This window comes from Halobacteriovorax sp. RT-2-4 (genome assembly GCF_047085445.1).
Lineage (GTDB): Bacteria > Bdellovibrionota > Bacteriovoracia > Bacteriovoracales > Bacteriovoracaceae > Halobacteriovorax_A.
Genome location: NZ_JBKIXY010000001.1, coordinates 1786168 through 1804958, shown reverse-complemented (window position 1 = coordinate 1804958; position 18791 = coordinate 1786168). Strand labels below are relative to the sequence as shown.

At 38.7% G+C, this 18791-nt stretch carries 14 protein-coding genes and 5 tRNA genes; 17 read left to right on the top strand and 2 right to left on the bottom strand.

The window, feature by feature from the left end:
- On the bottom strand, window positions 1-423 hold the full coding sequence (locus tag ACMAYL_RS08630; protein ID WP_103218703.1) for a hotdog fold thioesterase: 423 nt from the start codon (window positions 421-423) through the stop codon (window positions 1-3).
- 225 nt (window positions 424-648) lie between these two features.
- Between ACMAYL_RS08630 and lpxC the strand changes: the two genes are divergently transcribed.
- From lpxC to tuf, 8 genes are all read left to right on the top strand, one after another.
- Window positions 649-1566, top strand: a complete 918-nt coding sequence (gene lpxC, locus ACMAYL_RS08625; protein ID WP_103218704.1) for a UDP-3-O-acyl-N-acetylglucosamine deacetylase — start codon at window positions 649-651, stop codon at window positions 1564-1566.
- Between the two features lie 93 nt (window positions 1567-1659).
- Complete coding sequence (locus ACMAYL_RS08620; RefSeq protein ID WP_103218705.1) at window positions 1660-3378, top strand: proline--tRNA ligase; 1719 nt, start codon at window positions 1660-1662, stop codon at window positions 3376-3378.
- On the top strand, window positions 3378-4139 hold the full coding sequence (locus tag ACMAYL_RS08615; RefSeq protein WP_392994142.1) for a TrmH family RNA methyltransferase: 762 nt from the start codon (window positions 3378-3380) through the stop codon (window positions 4137-4139). The genes ACMAYL_RS08620 and ACMAYL_RS08615 overlap by 1 nt, the downstream gene beginning before the upstream one ends.
- Before the next feature lie 64 nt (window positions 4140-4203).
- Window positions 4204-4280 (top strand) — tRNA-Thr (locus ACMAYL_RS08610).
- An 18-nt stretch (window positions 4281-4298) separates the two neighbouring features.
- Window positions 4299-4384 (top strand) — tRNA-Tyr (locus ACMAYL_RS08605).
- A 57-nt stretch (window positions 4385-4441) separates the two neighbouring features.
- Window positions 4442-4517 (top strand) — tRNA-Gly (locus ACMAYL_RS08600).
- Between the two features lie 80 nt (window positions 4518-4597).
- Window positions 4598-4672, top strand: a tRNA-Thr gene (locus ACMAYL_RS08595).
- Between the two features lie 245 nt (window positions 4673-4917).
- Complete coding sequence (gene tuf, locus ACMAYL_RS08590; protein WP_393022178.1) at window positions 4918-6108, top strand: elongation factor Tu; 1191 nt, start codon at window positions 4918-4920, stop codon at window positions 6106-6108.
- Window positions 6109-6182: 74 nt separating this feature from the next.
- On the opposite strand, the gene ACMAYL_RS08585 is transcribed toward tuf, so the two are convergent.
- A complete protein-coding gene (locus ACMAYL_RS08585; RefSeq protein WP_103219313.1) occupies window positions 6183-6713 on the bottom strand; it encodes a M35 family metallo-endopeptidase in 531 nt (176 codons plus the stop codon).
- 151 nt (window positions 6714-6864) lie between these two features.
- Between ACMAYL_RS08585 and ACMAYL_RS08580 the strand changes: the two genes are divergently transcribed.
- The 9 genes from ACMAYL_RS08580 (at window position 6865) to rpoC (ending at window position 18785) form a co-directional block, all read left to right on the top strand.
- Window positions 6865-6940 (top strand) — tRNA-Trp (locus ACMAYL_RS08580).
- A gap of 129 nt (window positions 6941-7069) precedes the next feature.
- Window positions 7070-7456, top strand: coding sequence for a preprotein translocase subunit SecE (gene secE / locus ACMAYL_RS08575; RefSeq protein WP_103219312.1), 387 nt, complete (start codon window positions 7070-7072; stop codon window positions 7454-7456).
- A 77-nt stretch (window positions 7457-7533) separates the two neighbouring features.
- Window positions 7534-8103 carry a transcription termination/antitermination protein NusG gene (gene nusG, locus ACMAYL_RS08570; RefSeq protein ID WP_368667192.1) on the top strand — a complete coding sequence of 190 codons (570 nt, stop codon included), beginning with the start codon at window positions 7534-7536 and terminating at the stop codon, window positions 8101-8103.
- A gap of 37 nt (window positions 8104-8140) precedes the next feature.
- On the top strand, window positions 8141-8566 hold the full coding sequence (gene rplK, locus ACMAYL_RS08565) for a 50S ribosomal protein L11 (RefSeq protein ID WP_103219310.1): 426 nt from the start codon (window positions 8141-8143) through the stop codon (window positions 8564-8566).
- Window positions 8567-8577: 11 nt separating this feature from the next.
- Window positions 8578-9285, top strand: a complete 708-nt coding sequence (rplA, locus tag ACMAYL_RS08560) for a 50S ribosomal protein L1 (RefSeq protein WP_103219309.1) — start codon at window positions 8578-8580, stop codon at window positions 9283-9285.
- Window positions 9286-9380: 95 nt separating this feature from the next.
- The gene (gene rplJ / locus ACMAYL_RS08555; RefSeq protein WP_103219308.1) at window positions 9381-9911 is read left to right on the top strand and encodes a 50S ribosomal protein L10; all 531 of its coding nucleotides are present in this window, start codon (window positions 9381-9383) and stop codon (window positions 9909-9911) included.
- Window positions 9912-9961: 50 nt separating this feature from the next.
- Entirely contained in the window at window positions 9962-10330 is a 369-nt protein-coding gene (rplL, locus tag ACMAYL_RS08550; protein ID WP_103219307.1) for a 50S ribosomal protein L7/L12, read from the top strand.
- Between the two features lie 162 nt (window positions 10331-10492).
- Window positions 10493-14620 (top strand): DNA-directed RNA polymerase subunit beta, encoded by a 4128-nt coding sequence (gene rpoB, locus ACMAYL_RS08545; protein ID WP_103219306.1) that lies wholly within the window; start codon window positions 10493-10495, stop codon window positions 14618-14620.
- A gap of 46 nt (window positions 14621-14666) precedes the next feature.
- On the top strand, window positions 14667-18785 hold the full coding sequence (gene rpoC / locus ACMAYL_RS08540; protein WP_103219305.1) for a DNA-directed RNA polymerase subunit beta': 4119 nt from the start codon (window positions 14667-14669) through the stop codon (window positions 18783-18785).
- Window positions 18786-18791: the final 6 nt, after the last annotated feature.

Here is an 18791-nt window from a genome sequence, read left to right as displayed (position 1 = left end):
TTATTTCTTAATAACTGCCATCGTCAGGCGAGAGATACAAACTAATTTGTCTTTCTCGTCTGTGATGCGGATATCCCAGATGTGTGTCGATTTTCCAAGATGGATGGCCGTTGCTTTTGCAGTAACAATTCCTGATTGAACTGGACGCACATGATTTGCATTTATCTCCAAACCAGCAGCATAGAATTTTGAAGAATCTAAAATAATATTTGAAGCGATTGATCCAACTGATTCCGCAAGGACACAACTTGCTCCTCCATGAAGAACGCCGTATGGCTGTCTTGTTCTTTCATCTACAGGCATCGTCGCAACTAAGTAGTCGTTTCCTGCTTCAGTAATTTTTATATCAAGGTGCTCAACACAGCAGCCAGCATTGAACTTATTCACCTCATTTAGATCGAGATTATTAAATAAATTTTCCATCAATAAACCTTCTTTAACGTATTCATGAATTTAAATTAACGTTGTTTTAACATCTGCATTTATTTTACGGTTATTATTAAAAGAGTGGAAGGGTTGGTTAAATTTTGTTACAAAAGCCTCTAGGACAGGAAATTCAGTAATATTTTGCTCATGTATGACGATACTTGCTATATATTGCTGCTCAGTTTAAAATTACAGAAAGTACTTAAAATTAGGTGATTTTTAATGTTAAACCAAAGAACTATAGCGAAAAAAGTGATGATTACAGGAATTGGGATCCATTCTGGAAAGAAGGTGACAATGACTCTACATCCTTCAGAAGCAGATTCTGGTATCCAGTTTAAGAGAACTGACATTAAAGATTCACAAGTGCTAAAGGCTACTGCAGATACTGTAGGAGCTACTGAGAACAATACAGCAATTGGCTCAGGTCCAGGTGCAGTTCATACTGTTGAACACCTTCTATCTGTTCTTTATGGTTTCGGAATTAATAATTGTTATATTGAAATTGATGGGCCAGAGGTTCCAATTATGGACGGTTCAGGCGCTTCATTTCTTTATGTTATTAAAGAGACCGGAATCCAACAACTTCATAAAACTAAGAAATTTCTAGTAGTTACTAAAGCAGTAGAAGTAAAAGTTGGCGAAAAATGGGCGAGAATTGAACCTTGTGAAAAGCTAGTGATCGATTCTACTATCGTTTTTAAGCACCCTATTATTAAAACTCAACGTAAAGTATTTGAATTTACTTGCGAGAATTACATCGCTGAAATTGGTCGAGCGCGTACGTTTGGTCTATTAAGAGATGTTGATATGTTAAAGAGAAAAGGCCTAATTAAGGGTGGATCTCTTGATAATGCAATTGTTCTAGATGATTTTAAAGTTATGAATCCAGATGGATTACGTTTTGATGATGAATTCGTAAGACATAAGATTCTTGATACTGTAGGTGATATCAGCCTTCTAGGTTATGAAATTGCTGGAAAAATCACAACTTACATGTCTGGACACCACGTTCACAATGTTCTTTGCCGCAAGCTTCTTGAGACACCTGATGCATATGAAATTGTATCGGCAACATCACTTGAGAAAGAAGCAGTTCAAGCTTTTGATCTGCCCATGGCCCTTGCGCCGTCATTTTAATCAGTCGATATAAAAATATTTAACATTTATTGTGTGAATTACAGCGTGTACAATGGTATGGATTTTCACGCGTTATAAAAGAGAGAGAATACTATGATTCTATCAAAGGGATTTTGGCAAACTTATAAAGAAGTGCCAGCGGATGCAACAATTGCATCACACCAGCTAATGATGAGAGCAGGTTTAATTCATAAGTCAGCAGCTGGACTATATAATTATCTACCAATGGGTTATCGTTCAATTCGCAAAGTAGAACAAATTGTTCGCGAAGAAATGGATAAGGCCGGATGTTATGAAATGCTAATGTCTGTTGTAACTCCAGGAGAGCTTTGGCAAGAAACTGGGCGCTGGGACAAGATGGGTGGCGAGATGCTTAAGTTTAAGGATAAGGCAGATCGTGATCTTTGTATTTCGCCGACAAATGAAGAGGCCATCACTGATGTTTTTAGAAAAACAATCAAATCATACAAAGATCTACCTTTAACGGTATATCAGATAAATACAAAATTTCGTGATGAGATAAGACCTCGCTTTGGACTGATGCGTGGACGCGAATTTATCATGAAGGATGCATATTCATTTCATGCGACAAAAGAGTGTCTTGATGAAGTCTATGACAACCTTTATCGAGCATACGAAAATGTCTTCAATCGTTTAGGTCTTGAATTCTCCGCTGTTGTTGCAGATGGTGGGGCCATGGCCGATGGTGAAGCGAAAACACACGAGTTTCAAGTGATCGCAGATGCAGGTGAAGATGCAATTATTTATTCAAATGAAGCAGGATATGCAGCAAATATTGAAACGGCAAAAACTTTAAGAAAAGTTGAAAGTGCAGCTAGAACAGGTGATATGGCCGAAGTTGCAACACCTGGTAAAGCAACGATAAAAGACGTTTGTGATTTCTTAGGAAAGAAAGAATTTCATTCAATTAAGTCTCTAGTTTATAAAGCAAAGAATGAAGAAGATGAAATTTTTGTACTAGCACTTCTATTAGGTGATGATGAGTTAAACGAACTAAAACTAGAAAAAGTTTATCCAGGTCGTGACTTAATCGCTGCTACTGATAATGAACTAAAGACATTAGGTCTTGAGAAAGGTTTCATTGGTCCAGTTGGGATCGATAACTTAGAAATTGTATTTGATGCACAGATCGATTTAGACGCGGCTTACATCGTAGGTGCAAATAAAGTTGATATGCACTTAGAGAATTTTGTCGCAAATGAGCAGCTTAAAGATATTAAGATTGCTGATCTTAGACTTGCCTGTTCTGGTGATTATACTCTTGATGGAAAACACCAAGTTGAGCTTAAAAGAGGAATTGAAGTAGGGCACATTTTCCAACTTGGTGACAAGTATACGAAGGGAATGGGGGTAACTATTCTCGATCAAAATGGAAAAGCTGCGACACCTTTAATGGGTTGTTACGGTATTGGTGTAACTCGTTTAGTTGCAGCAGCGATTGAGCAAAACCATGATGAAAATGGAATCATATGGCCAGCAGCAATTGCTCCTTATAATTTATCTTTCGTTGCAATTACTAAGTCTGATGAATACAAAGCCAAAGCTGATGAACTTCATAAAGAGCTTATATCAGCAGGGTTAGAAGTTATTTATGATGATAGAAAGGCTGGACCTGGATTCAAATTTAAGGATGCAGATCTTCTAGGGTTACCTCTTCAAGTTGTTCTTGGAGAAAGAGATCACAAAGAAGATGGTCTTCTAGAAATCAGAGTTAGACGTACTGGTGAAAAAATAAAAGTATCTCAAGACCAACTTATTTCGAAAGTTAATGAGCTTTTAAAGGACCTGTAATGGAACAAGATATCATTGTAGGAGTACATTCGATTGTACATGCAATTCGTAATCCTAAACGTAAAACAATTGAGCTTGTTGCCTGTGAAGAGGGAATTGATAAGCTATACAAGATGGGTGGGATTAAGAAACAAGAACTTGATGGAATCAAAGTTAAATTAGTTTCTTCTCACAAAGTTCAAGAGCTTGCTAAGGAACTTTATACTGAGCAGGAATTTCAATACTCAAGAGTTCCGTCAGGTGTTTTCTTGTTAACAAGTCAAAAAGAAATTTTAGAAACAAAGCCATTATTTGATTCTATTGATAATGGTGAAGAAGTTAAAATTTTATGTCTAGATGGAGTAACAGATGTCCACAACGCTGGTGCAATCATGCGTACAGCAGCGTTTTACAATGTTACTCATATTGTTTTTGCAGTAAAAAATAATTTCAATATTGGACCTTCGATGGCCCGTATTGCTTCTGGTGCTCTTGAGTATATTGACATCGTTAAATGCAATTCTTTACCTAAGTTTTTATCTGCACTAATTAAGCGTAATGTAACTCCTATAGGGCTTACAGAGCATACTGATGATAATGAGCTTGGTGAAATTAATGGAATTAAGTGCCTTGTACTTGGGGCAGAAGATAGAGGACTGTCACATGCAACAGTTCGTCTACTGGAAAAGAAAATCCGTTTAGAGCCAATGGGCAAAATTGAGTCTCTGAATGTATCGGTTGCTGCGGCAATTGCAATGGAAAAAGTTTTTTCTAAAAAATAAGTTAAAAAAAGCTTGCCAGGTTTTTAATTCTACTTTATAACTTATTTCCATCGCAAGAATGTTTGCTGGCATAGCTCAGTTGGCTAGAGCAGCGGTTTTGTAAACCGCAGGTCGTAGGTTCGAGTCCTATTGCCAGCTCCATTTTTTTACAGCGGTTGTGGCGAGGTTGCCGAGTGGCCAAAGGCAACAGACTGTAAATCTGTCGGGGTATCCCTTCGATGGTTCGAATCCATCTCTCGCCACCATTTTAAAAATAAATCTTTACAGATTGTTTTTGAAAGGTTATAAAAATTAAATCTTATGCGGGCGTAACTCAGTTGGTAGAGTGTCAGCCTTCCAAGCTGAATGTCGCAAGTTCGAACCTTGTCGCCCGCTCCATTAAAAAGATCCTCCTAGAGGATCTTTTTTTTTGCCAAAAATCCAAACTCATTATTAAAATACACTAATCTTATTTTTTTGCTCGCGTGGCTCAGGGGTAGAGTACTTCCTTGGTAAGGAAGAGGTCACGGGTTCAAATCCCGTCGTGAGCTCCATTTTGTTTTCTATTAATAAACTTTTTTGTGCCCTTAAGTATAGATTTTACTGGCAATTCAAGTTTTTTATGTTATCAAAATGGCACTATGTAATTTGTGGGTTAGATTTTAGCTTGGATGGCATTTTTTTTATGTTGAATCTAAGATGAATATAGTCGATACTTACAACTCAAATTAGCTTTTAGGTATATAGTTATTAAGACAAACATAATGTTTTGTTTAACTTTTTTAAGGAGACTTAAGTCATGGCAAAAGAATCTTTTGACAGAAGTAAGCCCCACGTAAACATTGGTACGATCGGGCACGTTGACCACGGTAAGACAACTCTTACAGCGGCAATTTCAATCACATTAGCTAACGCACTTGGTGGTGCCGTAAGAAAATTCGACGAAATCGATTCAGCACCAGAAGAAAAAGCTAGAGGTATTACAATCAATACTTCACACATTGAATACGAAACAGCTAACAGACACTACGCACACGTAGACTGTCCAGGTCACGCTGACTATGTAAAGAACATGATTACAGGTGCAGCACAAATGGACGGAGCGATCCTAGTATGTTCAGCGGCTGATGGGCCAATGCCACAAACTAGAGAGCACATCCTTCTTGCACGTCAGGTAGGTGTACCAGCGATCGTAGTATTCTTAAATAAAGTAGACCAAGTAGATGACGAAGAACTACTTGAGCTAGTAGAGATGGAAGTAAGAGAACTTCTATCTTCATACGACTTCCCAGGTGACGATATTCCTATCGTAGCTGGTTCTGCACTTGCAGCTCTTGAAATGAGAGACGATGCAATTGGTAAAGATAAAGTTCTAGAGCTTATGGCACAAGTTGATGAGTACATCCCAACTCCAGCTAGAGCAACAGACCTTGACTTCCTAATGCCAGTAGAAGACGTATTCTCAATTTCAGGACGTGGTACAGTTTGTACAGGACGTGTTGAAAGAGGGATTATCAAAGTTAACGAAGAAATCGAAATCGTTGGTATTAAAGAAACAACTAAAACAACTGTAACTGGTGTTGAGATGTTCAGAAAGCTTCTTGACGAAGGTAGAGCAGGTGATAACGTTGGTCTTCTTCTACGTGGTGTTAAGCGTGAAGAAGTAGAGCGTGGTCAGTGTCTAATCAAGCCAGGTTCAGTTAAGCCACACGCGAAATTTAACTGTGAAGTATATATCCTTTCAAAAGATGAAGGTGGACGTCACACTCCAATCTTCAAAGGTTATAGACCACAGTTCTACTTCAGAACAACAGACGTAACAGGTGATATCACACTTGCAGACGGTGTTGAAATGGTTATGCCAGGTGACAACACTTCTTTCGCAGTAGAGCTAATTACTCCAATCGCGATGGAAAAAGGTCTTAAGTTCGCAATCCGTGAGGGTGGTAGAACAATCGGTGCTGGTACAGTATCTGAAATTCTTGACTAATATTTGATATATTCAAGATATAAGGAAGGGGAGCTATGCTCCCCTTTTTTATGCCTAAATTTTAATTTATCTTTTTAACAATCGATCTCTGGAATACAAGTTCCATTTTGTTGCCAATATCTATATGTATCAGCAATATCAGACCAAGGTGTACCATTAGTATCTTTTGGTTTACGTGTCCAAAAGTAATCAGCATCTCCAGTTCCACACTTGTGAGTTAGTTCGTGAAGTACAATCCCTTGACGGCCTTCAATATCATATTCCCAGTAGCTTGGTGTGATATATACAGTTTTACCGATAACAGCATATGTATAAGCGATTGCGCCACCATATGGCTCAACACATTTATGTTTAGTCCAGTAAGTTCTTGCCAGTGAACATTTCATTACTACGATGGCCTTGTTGATTTTCTTTTCAACATTCTTGCTCATGTACGGGTTCTGTTTTTTGTACTCTCTAAGATCCTTAATGATGCTTTTCATGTCTGCACGAGATTTCTGAGTATCTTTGATAAGCATGTCTCTCTGATCTTCAGAACATGAATCTGATACAAAGATGGCCGCATTGATGTTTAGTGTAAGCATTAATAGTACTAAATACTTCATGTTGTTTTCTCTCCAAAATAAATAAATGTCGCGTTGGCGATTCGCTACACTACCCTCAGATTGAACCGTATTCAAGATTATGGAAATATTTATAGTAATAAGAGATTGACGAGGTAGGCCTTTTTCGGTAATTTATGTTTCCAAGTCAAACGGGTGTATAGCTCCAATGGTAGAGCGGCTGATTCCAAATCAGTAGGTTTGAGGTTCGAGTCCTCATGCGCCCGCCACTTTTTCCAAATATTATTTATTTTGACTGCAAATTTATCCTATTTTCGCGTTAGCTCTTGCCAAACCATGTTAATTAAGGGATATAATCTGGTACTTATACGTTTAATTTAGGTAAAAAAGGATTTGAGATGTCCCTCATTAAGAGTGAAGACAGCAAAAAATGGATTAATGCATTTGTTGCTGCCGTAAGTGCGATTTGTGGTTTTATTACTATTAGATTCCTCGAACAATTAAGTGAGTGGTTCGATCTTGAAGCAAAGGTTCCAAACTTTCCTATTACGGTACAAGTTGCAGGAATTGTTGTAGGTCTGATTGTCTTCCTAGTAATTGCTAAAAACAAGAATGCTTCTACTATGCTTGAGGATGTTTATGCTGAACTTGTAAAAGTTGTTTGGCCTAACAAAGATGACGTTTTAAAGACAACAATTGGTTTAGTAATCGCACTAAGCATTGTAAGTGGAATTTTTGTATTAGTAGACTATACATTTAGACAGCTACTAGACATTATTCTTTAATTTATACCTTTAATTGATTAAGTGAGATAGAAATGGTTGATAACAACGAAACAGAAAAAGAACTAACTAACGAAGAAATGGCCGTAGAATCGTCTGAAGGTGAAGCTACAGTTAATCCTAATTTTCGTTGGTACATTGCAAAGACTCTTACTGGTCAAGAAAACAAAGTTCAAAAAACTCTTCGTGAAAGAATTGTTAACTATAAGCTAACTGATTCATTTGGTGAAATTGTAGTTCCTGAAGAAAAAGTTACTTCTCATGCGGGTGGAAGAAAAAGAACTATCACAAAGAAGCTTTTTCCAGGTTATGTCTTAATTCAAATGCTTATGAATGAGAACACTTGGCACCTAGTAAAAGATACAGATAAAATTACAGGTTTTGTTGGCGGTACTGTTGACAAACCAGCGCCTTTATCAGATGAAGAGGCTGCATATATGACAGGTAAATCTACTGGTGGCTTCAAAAAGTCACGTACTACTGTGGACTTCTCTGAAGGAGAAGAGGTTAAGGTTATTGAAGGACCTTTCGCTTCATTCATCGGTACGATTGAATCTGTAAATGAAAATGGAAAACTGAAAGTAAACGTTTCTATCTTTGGTCGACCAACACCGGTAGAATTAGATGCTTCTCAGGTTGAAAAAAATTAATAATAGTTGGTAGAACAAAAGTTCGCAGGAGAAATTTATGGCTAAGAAAATCACAGGTTTCATTAAGCTACAAATTCCAGGTGGGAAAGCAAACCCATCACCACCAGTTGGACCGGCACTAGGTCAAAAAGGTGTAAACATTATGGAATTTTGTAAGGCTTTCAATGCAAAGACTCAGAAAGATGCAGGTGTAATGCTTCCAACAATCATTACAGTATACTCAGATCGTTCTTTTTCTTTCATTACTAAGACACCTCCAGCTTCATACCTTCTTAAAGATAAGCTAAAGCTTAAGAGAGGGGCACAGAAGCCAGGAACAGAAGTTGTAACAACAGTATCTAAGAAAATTATTGAAGAAATTGTTGAAGCGAAAAGACCAGACTTAACAGCAGCTACTCAAGAAGCAGCGGAAAGAATCATCGAAGGTTCATGTCGTTCAGCTGGTATCAAACTAGATTACTAAGAGGTGTTACAATGGCTAAGAAATCGAAAAAATATACAGAAGCACTTGCAAAAGTAGATACAACTAAGACTTACACTATCGATGAAGCAATTAACCTTGCTAAAGAAGTTAAGTTCGCAAACTTTGATGAAACTGTAGATCTAGCGTTCAGACTTGGTGTTGACCCAAGACACGCAGACCAAATGATCAGAGGTGCACTAGCACTTCCAGCTGGTACAGGTAAAACAGTAAAGATTTGTGTTATTACATCTGGTGACAACGTAGCTAAAGCTGAAGCAGCTGGTGCAGATTACGTTGGTGGTGACGATATCGTTGCTAAGATCGCAGGTGGATGGCTTGACTTTGATAGAGTTATCGCATCTCCAGATATGATGGGTAAACTTGGACGTGTTGCTAGAATCCTAGGACCTAGAGGTCTAATGCCTAACCCAAAATTAGGAACAGTTACTCCTAATGTTGAAAACGCAGTTAAAGAGCAAAAAGCTGGTAAGGTTGAATATAGAACTGAGAAGAACGGTATTATTCACGTTCCAATCGGTAAGTCATCTTTCACAAATGAAGATTTAAGAAAGAACATTGACACAATGATTACAGCAATTATTAAAGCTAAGCCTGTTTCTGCAAAAGGTACTTACCTTAAGTCACTTACTTTAAGTACGACTATGGGGCCAGGTCTTAAAATTGATACTTTAGAAGCTGCAACTATCGCAGCAAAATAATAAGGGGTTGATGATTGTCGGTGTAGCTGCTGATTAAGTTTGAAGCTACATAAAGCCTGCATGAAATCTCCCTCCAGTAGTTTAGGAGGTAAACGATGTTAACTAGAGCAGAGAAAGACGTTATCATCGATGGTCTAAAAAAGAAGATCACTGATGCCAACGCTATCTTTCTAACAAACGTTATTGGACTACCATCTAATGACGCCACAGCTCTAAGAAAATCTATCCGCGAAGCGGGTGGATCGCTAGTTGTTACTCGTAACACACTTTTTTCTAAGGCAGCGGCCGGAACAGATGCAGAAGGATTACTTTCTGGTCTTAAAGGTACGCAAGCTGTTGCTTTCGCATTTGAAGAAGCACCAGCTGTTGCTAAGGCACTAAAAGAATGTGGAAAAGCGTTTGAACTAGTAGAGCTTAGAGGTGGTTTACTTGATGGTAAAGCACTAACACCAGCAGAAGTAAATGCAATTGCAGACCTACCATCTCGTGATGAGATGCTTGGTACTCTTCTTGCGACATTTAATGCACCGATCTCAGCATTTGCTAGAGTTCTTAATGCAATTAAAGAGCAAAAAGAAGCAGGCGTTGAAGCTGCGCCAGTTGCAGCTGAAGAATCTGCAGAATAGTAATTAACAAAGTTAGAGTTAAAGTTATTTTAAATTTTTAGGAGTTATATATGTCTATTACAAATGATCAATTAATTGAAAAAATCTCAAACATGACTGTTCTTGAAGTAGCTGAGCTAGTTAAAGAACTTGAAGAAAAATTTGGTGTATCAGCTGCTCCTGTAGCTGTTGCTGGTGCTGCTGCTGGTGGTGCTGCTGCTGAAGAAAAAACTGAATTTGACGTTGTTCTTGCTGACGCAGGTGCTAAGAAAATCAACGTTATTAAAGAAGTTAGAGGAATCACTGGTCTAGGTCTTAAGGAAGCAAAAGAAATGGTTGAAGGTGCTCCAAAGACTGTTAAAGAAGCAGTATCTAAAGAAGAAGCAGAAGAAATCAAGAAAAAACTTGAAGCTGCTGGTGCAAAGGTTGAGCTTAAGTAATTTAAGCCCCTTGCTCATTGCATAAAAAATTAAAAAATACAGGTGTGGAGATTTAGCGATCTTCACACCTTTTTTGCGTTTGTAAAAACCGAAAAAAAAAGTTATTAAGTAACTAAAAAATATACGTGCACGTTAAAACAATTAAAACCCGGGAGAACCATAATGACTGAGGTTTTTAGACCAAACGAGTGGTTTCGTAAGAACTTTGCCTCAACACCATCTGTGTTAGAGACGCCTCCACTCATGCTTCTACAAAAGAAGTCCTATGATGATTTCCTTCAAAAGGACGTACCTCCTTCTCAAAGAGAAGAAATGGGATTACAGGCTGTATTCAACTCTGTATTTCCAATCCACGACTTTAACAAAACTGTATCGTTAGAGTTCGTAAGCTACTCACTAGAACAACCTAAGTACACTGTAAAAGAGTGTCGTCAAAGAGGCCTTTCATATGAAGCGCCACTTAAGGTAGTTGTTCGTCTAGTATTCTATGATGTAGCTGTTGACAAAGATGGTAATGAACAAAGAACTGTTTCTTCAATTAAAGAACAGGAAGTTTACTTAGGAAACATTCCTCTGATGGCAGAGACTGGTTCTTTTGTATATAACGGAACTGAGAGAGTTATTGTTTCTCAGCTTCACAGATCTCCTGGTATCGTTTTTGAACACGACGGTGGGAAGAAGCACTCAAGTGGTAAGCTTCTTTACTCTGCAAGAATTATTCCTCACAGAGGTTCTTGGCTAGACTTCGAATTCGATCATAAGAATATTCTATTTGCTAGAATTGATAGAAAAAGAAAATTACATGCAACTGTAGTTCTTAAAGCGCTTGGTTTCAGTACTGAAGAAATTCTTGATATGTTCTACAATATTGAAACAATCAAGTTTGCTAAGAATGGTGAGTTTGTAAGATCATTAGACCTATCTCTAATGACTGGAACTCGTGCAACAAATGATGTTCTTGATCCAAAAACTGGTAAAGCAATTGTTAGAAAAGGGAAGAAATTCTCTAAAGCATCTATTAAGAGATTAGCGGATGCTGGTGTAACTGAAATTCCTGCTCAGCTTGAAGAGGTTGTAGGTAAAGTTGCAGCTAAAGATATCTTCAATGAAACTACTGGTGAAGTAATCTGTCTTGCTAACGAAGCGCTTTCTGAAGCAAAGATTCAGGAACTAATTGCTGCTGGTGTATCTGAAGTAGAATGTCTTTACATTGATATGATCAACTTTGGTGATCAGATCAGAAACACTCTTCTTCTAGATAAAACAGATGCTAAAGAAGATGCACTTCTAAAAATCTTCGAAAGATTAAGACCAGGTGAACCTCCAGCGGTTGAAGCTGCTGAAGTTCTTTTCCAAGGACTTTTCTTTGATGAAGAAAGATATGACCTATCTCGTGTTGGTCGTATGAAAATCAATTATAAGTTTAAGACTGATGTTCCTGTTGAGAACACTGTTTTAACTAAAGAAGATATTATTACAACTATCCAGTACCTTGTTGAACTTAACAACGGTAAGGGACGTGTTGATGATATCGACCACTTAGGTAACAGACGTGTTAGACCTGTAGGTGAACTACTTGAAAACCAATTTAGAGTTGGTCTAGTTCGTATGGAAAGAGCGGTTAAAGAAAGAATGGCAATTCAAGAAATTGATACAATGATGCCATACGATCTTGTTAATCAAAAGCCAGTTGCTGCTGCCGTTAAGGAATTCTTTGGTTCATCACAACTTTCACAGTTTATGGATCAAACGAACCCACTTTCAGAAGTAACTCACAAGCGTCGTCTTTCAGCTCTTGGGCCAGGTGGTCTAACGAGAGAAAGAGCATCTTTCGAAGTTCGTGACGTTCACGTAACTCACTACGGAAGAATGTGTCCGGTTGAGACTCCTGAAGGACCAAACATTGGTCTAATTACTTCTCTTGCAACATTTGCAAAAGTATCTGAATACGGTTTCATTGAAACTCCATACCTAACTATTGGTGAAGATCAAAAGATTGGTGATGTAGAGTATTTCACTGCTTTCCAAGAGGAAGGTAAAGTTATCGCTCAGATCGATGCTAATAACATTAAAGAAGGTCAGCTAGTTGGTGCTCAAGTTGCAGCACGTGCTTCTGGTGAATTCACACTTGTTGATGCATCAGAAGTTAACCTGATGGACGTTTCTCCAACTCAGATGATCTCAGTTGCAACATCACTAATTCCTTTCCTAGAGCACGATGATGCCAACCGTGCCCTAATGGGATCGAACATGATGAGACAGGCCGTGCCTGTTGTTAAAACTGAAGCTCCTATCGTTGGTACTGGTACTGAAAGAATTGTAGCTAGAGATTCTGGCGCAGTTCTTGTAGCAAACGACAACGGAAGAGTTATCTTTGTTGATTCAAACAGAATTGTTATTCAAAGAGATAGCTTCAAAGACGGTGAGTCTGGTGTAGATATTTACAAACTAGTAAAATATCAAAGAACTAACCAGAACACATGTAATAACCAAAAAGCTCTTGTAAAAGAAGGTGATATCGTTAAGAAAGGTGACGTTCTTGCTGACGGACCTGGTACTGATAACGGTGACCTAGCACTAGGGCAAAACCCACTTGTAGCATTCATGCCATGGGGTGGTTATAACTACGAAGACTCGATCCTGATTTCTGAAGACCTTCTTGCAAAAGACGTGTTTACTTCAATTCACATCGAAGCATTCGAAGTTGAAGCTCGTGATACTAAACTTGGTAAAGAAGAAATCACTCGCGATATTCCAAACGTTTCAGAAGAGTCTTTAAAAGATCTTGATGAAGCTGGTATCGTTAGAGTTGGTGCTATCATTAAGCCAGGAGACATCCTAGTTGGTAAAATTACACCAAAAGGTGAAACTCAACTTTCTCCAGAAGAAAAACTTCTTAAAGCTATCTTCGGTGATAAAGCTGGTGACGTAAAAGATACTTCACTAAGAGTTCCTTCATCTGTTTACGGTACAGTAATTGATGCTAGAGTTTATACTCGTGAAGGTGTTGAGCTTTGTTCAAGATCTAAGGATATTATCGAGCAAGAGACAACTCTTCTAAGAAGAGATGAAAGAATTGAGATTAAGGCAATCCAAACTTCAGCAATTCTTAAGATTGCAGATATGCTTAAAGGTGCAAAAGTTACTGATGTACTTGTTTCTGAAGATGGTTCAGCTGAACTACTTTCTAAAGGAACAGAGATTACAGGTGAAATTCTTGCATCAATTCCATTTGAGCTAATTGGTTACTTACCACTACAAGCTGAGCTTGAAGAAAAACTATCTGAGTATTTCGCAGATGTTAGAAACAAGATCAACAGAGTTAGAGCTAAGACAACTGATGAGATTGCAAAACTTCATAGAGGTGATGAACTTCCTCCAGGTGTAATCAAAAAGATTACTGTATACGTTGCGATTAAGCGTAAGCTTCAGCCAGGTGATAAGATGGCCGGTCGTCACGGTAACAAAGGTGTTATTTCTAACGTAGTTCCACGTGAAGATATGCCTTATCTTGCTGATGGTACACCTGTTGAAATCGTACTTAACCCACTAGGGGTACCTTCTCGTATGAACATCGGACAGCTTCTTGAGCTTCACCTTGGATGGGCCGGACGTGGTCTTGGTGAAAAAATCAAGGTTATGCTTGAAGAGCAAATGAAAGTTCACGAGATTAAGGATTTCATTTACAAAATTTATAAGACGCCAGAAGTTGAAGCTTGGTTAAAGTCTGCAGCAGATGATGTTGTTATGGCCCTTGCTAAGAAACTTACAAGCGGTGTTCGTTTCTCTACTAAAGTATTTGATGGTGCTTCAGAAGCAGATATCAGAGAAATGCTTGAGTTAGCTGATCTTGAGTCAAATGGTAAAACAACTCTATTTGATGGTAAGACTGGTGATGCTTTCGCAGAGGACGTTACTGTTGGTGTTATGTACATGCTTAAGCTACACCACCTTGTAGACGAAAAACTTCACGCACGTTCTACAGGTCCTTACTCACTTGTAACTCAGCAGCCACTTGGTGGTAAGGCTCAGTTCGGTGGTCAGAGACTTGGGGAAATGGAAGTTTGGGCACTTGAAGCATACGGTGCAGCTTATACTCTTCAAGAGTTCTTAACTGTTAAGTCAGATGACGTTATCGGTAGAACAAGAATGTATGAGTCAATCGTTAAAGGTGAGCAAGTACTAGAACCAGGTCTTCCTGAATCGTTCAACGTTCTAATCAGAGAGCTTCAAGCACTTTGTCTAGACGTTAAACTTGAAGAAGACAGAATTGAAGAATCTATTCGTTAATTTATGGCAGGCTTAGTCCTGCCGTATATTAAGAGGGCATAAAAAAATGAAAGACCTTTTAAACTTTTTTGATAAGCCAAAAGATCCAGTAAGCGTTGAAGGTGTATCTATCAAGCTTGCTTCTCCTGATACAATCAGAGAGTGGTCATTTGGTGAAGTAAAAAAACCAGAAACTATTAACTATAGAACTTATAAGCCAGAAAGAGACGGTTTATTCTGTGCAAAGATTTTCGGACCAGTAAAAGATTACGAATGTATCTGTGGTAAGTACAAGAGAATGAAGCACAGAGGTGTTGTATGTGAGAAGTGTGGTGTTGAAGTTACACTTTCAAAAGTACGTCGTGAAAGATGTGGACACATTGAACTAGCAACTCCAGTTGCTCACATTTGGTTCCTACGTTCACTTCCATCAAGAATGGCTGCTCTTCTTAACCTTTCTCTTAAAGAACTTGAAAAAGTTCTATATTATGAAGCATATATCGTAACTGCTTCAGCAACTGATGGTGTTGAAGGTGGTCTAGATGTAGGTCGCGTAATTTCTGAGCAACAATATTATGAACTAAAAGATCAAGGTATTGATTTCGAAGCTGGTATGGGTGGAGAAATTGTTCAAGAGCTACTCTCTAAGCTTGATATCGATCTTGAAAATAAAAACCTAAGACGTGGTCTTGCTAACGCAACTACAGAGATGGCAAGAACTAAGTTTGTTAAAAGATTAAGAGTTGTTGAATCTCTTATGAAGTCTGAAAACAAGCCTGAGTGGTTCATGATGGATGTTATTCCTATCCTTCCACCAGACTTAAGACCTCTTGTTCCACTTGAAGCAGGACGTTTTGCAACTTCAGATCTTAACGATCTATACAGACGTGTTATTAACAGAAACAACCGTCTTAGAAGACTTAAAGAACTTAATGCTCCTGAAATCATCATCAGAAACGAAAAGAGAATGCTTCAAGAAGCAGTAGATGCTCTATTTGATAATGGTCGTCGTGGTAAAGTATTTACTGGTGCTAACAAGCGTCCACTAAGATCACTTTCTGATATGTTAAAAGGTAAGCAAGGACGTTTCCGTCAAAACCTACTTGGTAAGCGTGTTGACTACTCAGGACGTTCTGTAATCGTTGTTGGTCCAAGCTTAAGACTTCACCAGTGTGGTCTTCCTAAGCTTATGGCACTTGAACTTTTCAAGCCGTTTATCTACAACAAGCTAATTGAAAAAGGACACTGTACTACTATTAAAGTTGCTAAGCGTATGGTTGAGCAACAAAAAGAAGAAGTATGGAATATCCTTGAAGAAGTTGTACAAGAGCACCCAGTACTTCTTAACCGTGCACCAACTCTTCACAGACTTGGTATCCAAGGTTTCGAACCTGTACTTATTGAAGGTAAGGCTATCCGTCTTCACCCTCTTGTTTGTACTGCATTCAACGCCGACTTCGACGGTGACCAGATGGCCGTTCACGTTCCTCTATCACTTGAAGCTCAAATTGAGTGTCGTGTTCTTGCAATGTCGACAAATAATATTCTTTCTCCAAAAGATGGTTCACCAATTATTACTCCATCTCAGGATATCGTACTTGGTCTTTACTACATGACTCGTGTTAGACCATATGCTCGTGGATACGGGAAAACTTTCTCTTCTAAAGAAGAAGCTCAGTTTGCTTACCACTCAGGTAACCTACACCTACAAGCACCAATTAAAGTACGTATTGGTGGTGAAGTACATGAGACTACTGTTGGACGTACATTCGTATTCGATATCGTTCCTTCATGTCTAAACTTCGAAGACGTAAACATCATTCTTGGTAAGAAAGAACTAGTTAAGCTTCTTGACCTTGCTTACAGAAGAGGATCTGAAAAAGATACTGTTCTACTTGCTGATGGTCTTATGCAACTTGGTTATAGCAATGCTACAAAAGCTGGTATTTCTATTAACGTTGTTGATATGGAAATCCCTTCTGAAAAAGAAGGAATTCTTAAAGAAGCTCATGATGAAGTTCACGGAATTACAGAAGAGTATAACGAAGGTTCGATCACTAATGGTGAGAGATATAACAAGGTTGTTGACGTTTGGTCACAAACTACAGAGAAACTTGTTAAGGTTATGCTTGAGAAAATTTCTACTGATGAATTTACTTCAGATAAAGAAGGTGAAGAGCCAATTTACGCTCCTTCATTCAACGCTCTTTATATGATGGCAAACTCAGGAGCAAGGGGTTCTGCACAGCAGATGAGACAGCTTGCTGCGATGAGGGGTCTAATGGCCAAGCCATCTGGTGAGATTATTGAAACGCCAATTACTTCAAACTTCCGTGAAGGTCTATCGGCACTACAATACTTCACGTCTACACACGGTGCTCGTAAAGGTCTAGCCGATACTGCCCTGAAGACTGCAAACTCTGGTTACCTAACGAGACGTCTAGTAGACGTTGCTCAAGACGGTATCATTAGAGCTGAAGATTGTGGAACAACTGATGGTATTACACTAACTTCTCGTATTGAGTCTGGTGAAGTTGTAGAGCACGTTGCTTCTAGAGCAATGGGCCGTGTAACAGCAGCTCCAGTTATCTCTGCAGAAGGTAATGAGGTTCTTCAAACAGGTCACCTACTTACAGAAAAAGACCTTGTGTTACTAGAAGAGAAAGAAGTTGACCAAATCAAGGTTAGATCTGTTCTTACTTGTAACGAAAGACACGGTTTCTGTGCGGCTTGTTTCGGACGTGACCTTGCAAGAGGTACAATGGTTTCAGTTGGTGAAGCTGTTGGTGTTATCGCTGCTCAGTCAATTGGTGAACCTGGTACACAGCTTACAATGCGTACATTCCACGTTGGTGGTACAGCAACAGCTGGTGCACAAGTAAATAAAACAACTGTTCGTACATCTGGTAAAGTTGTATACAACAATGTTGTAACTGTTGAAACACCAACTGGTCTTCTTGTTATGAACAAGACTGGTGAGCTTATCATTAAAGATGCTCGTGGTGTTGAAAAAGAAAAATATCCAGCAATCTACGGTTCAAAGCTACACTTCTCTGAAGGTAGTGAAGTAAACGTAGGGGATACTCTGATTGAATGGGACCCGTTCTCGATTCCACTTCTTACAGAAGTAGCTGGTTTTGTTAAGTTTGAAGACTTAGTAGTTGGTGCAACTCTTGCTGAGCAAACAGATGCAGTAACAGGTCTAACTCAAAGAACTGTAACAGAAACTAAGGATCCTTCACTTCAACCAAGAATTACGATTCTTGATGCTGATGGAAACCCAATTATTGTTCCTGGAACAAACAGACAAGCTTCTTACCGTCTACAAGTTGGTGCAACACTAACTGTAACTGAAGGTGATGAAGTTGAAGTTGGTAGCGTAGTATCTAAAGTTTCTCGTGAAACGACGAAAACAAAAGATATTACTGGGGGTCTTCCAAGAGTAGCTGAGCTTTTCGAAGCTAGAAAACCTGCTCAAGCATCTCAGATTGCTGACGTAACTGGTACAATCGAGTTTGGTGCTGAAGTAAGAGGTTCTAGAAGAATTCTTATTAGACCTGAAGATGGATCTGATCCAGTAGTTTACACAATTCCTAAGGGACGCTATGTAACTGTAAACGAAGGTGACTATATCCGTTCAGGTGAAGCTATTATGGATGGTCCAGCTAACCCACACGATATCCTAAGAGTACTTGGTATTAAAGAACTTGCAGGATACATCGTTGATGAGATTCAAGCTGTATACCGTCTACAAGGTGTAGATATCGATGATAAGCACATTGAGGTAATCGTTTCTCAAATGCTTAAGAAAGTTGAAGTAACTGATCCAGGTGACTCTACATTTGTTGTTGGTGATTCTGTAACTAAAGCAGAATTACTTGAAACAAATGAGCAACTAGTTGCTGATGGATATGAGCCAGCTCAAGCAAGACCAGTTCTACTTGGTATTACTAAAGCAGCTCTTTCTACTGATTCATTCTTATCAGCTGCATCTTTCCAAGAGACAACTAAGATCTTAACTCAAGCATCGCTTGAAGGTAAAAAAGATTTATTACGTGGTCTTAAGGAGAACGTACTTATGGGTCGCCTGATTCCAGCTGGTTCTGGTATCTCGAAGTACCGTGATTACGAAGCATTTGTTGAAGAAGATGATTCTCTAGAAGAAACTTCTACACTTATGCTATAAAAACTT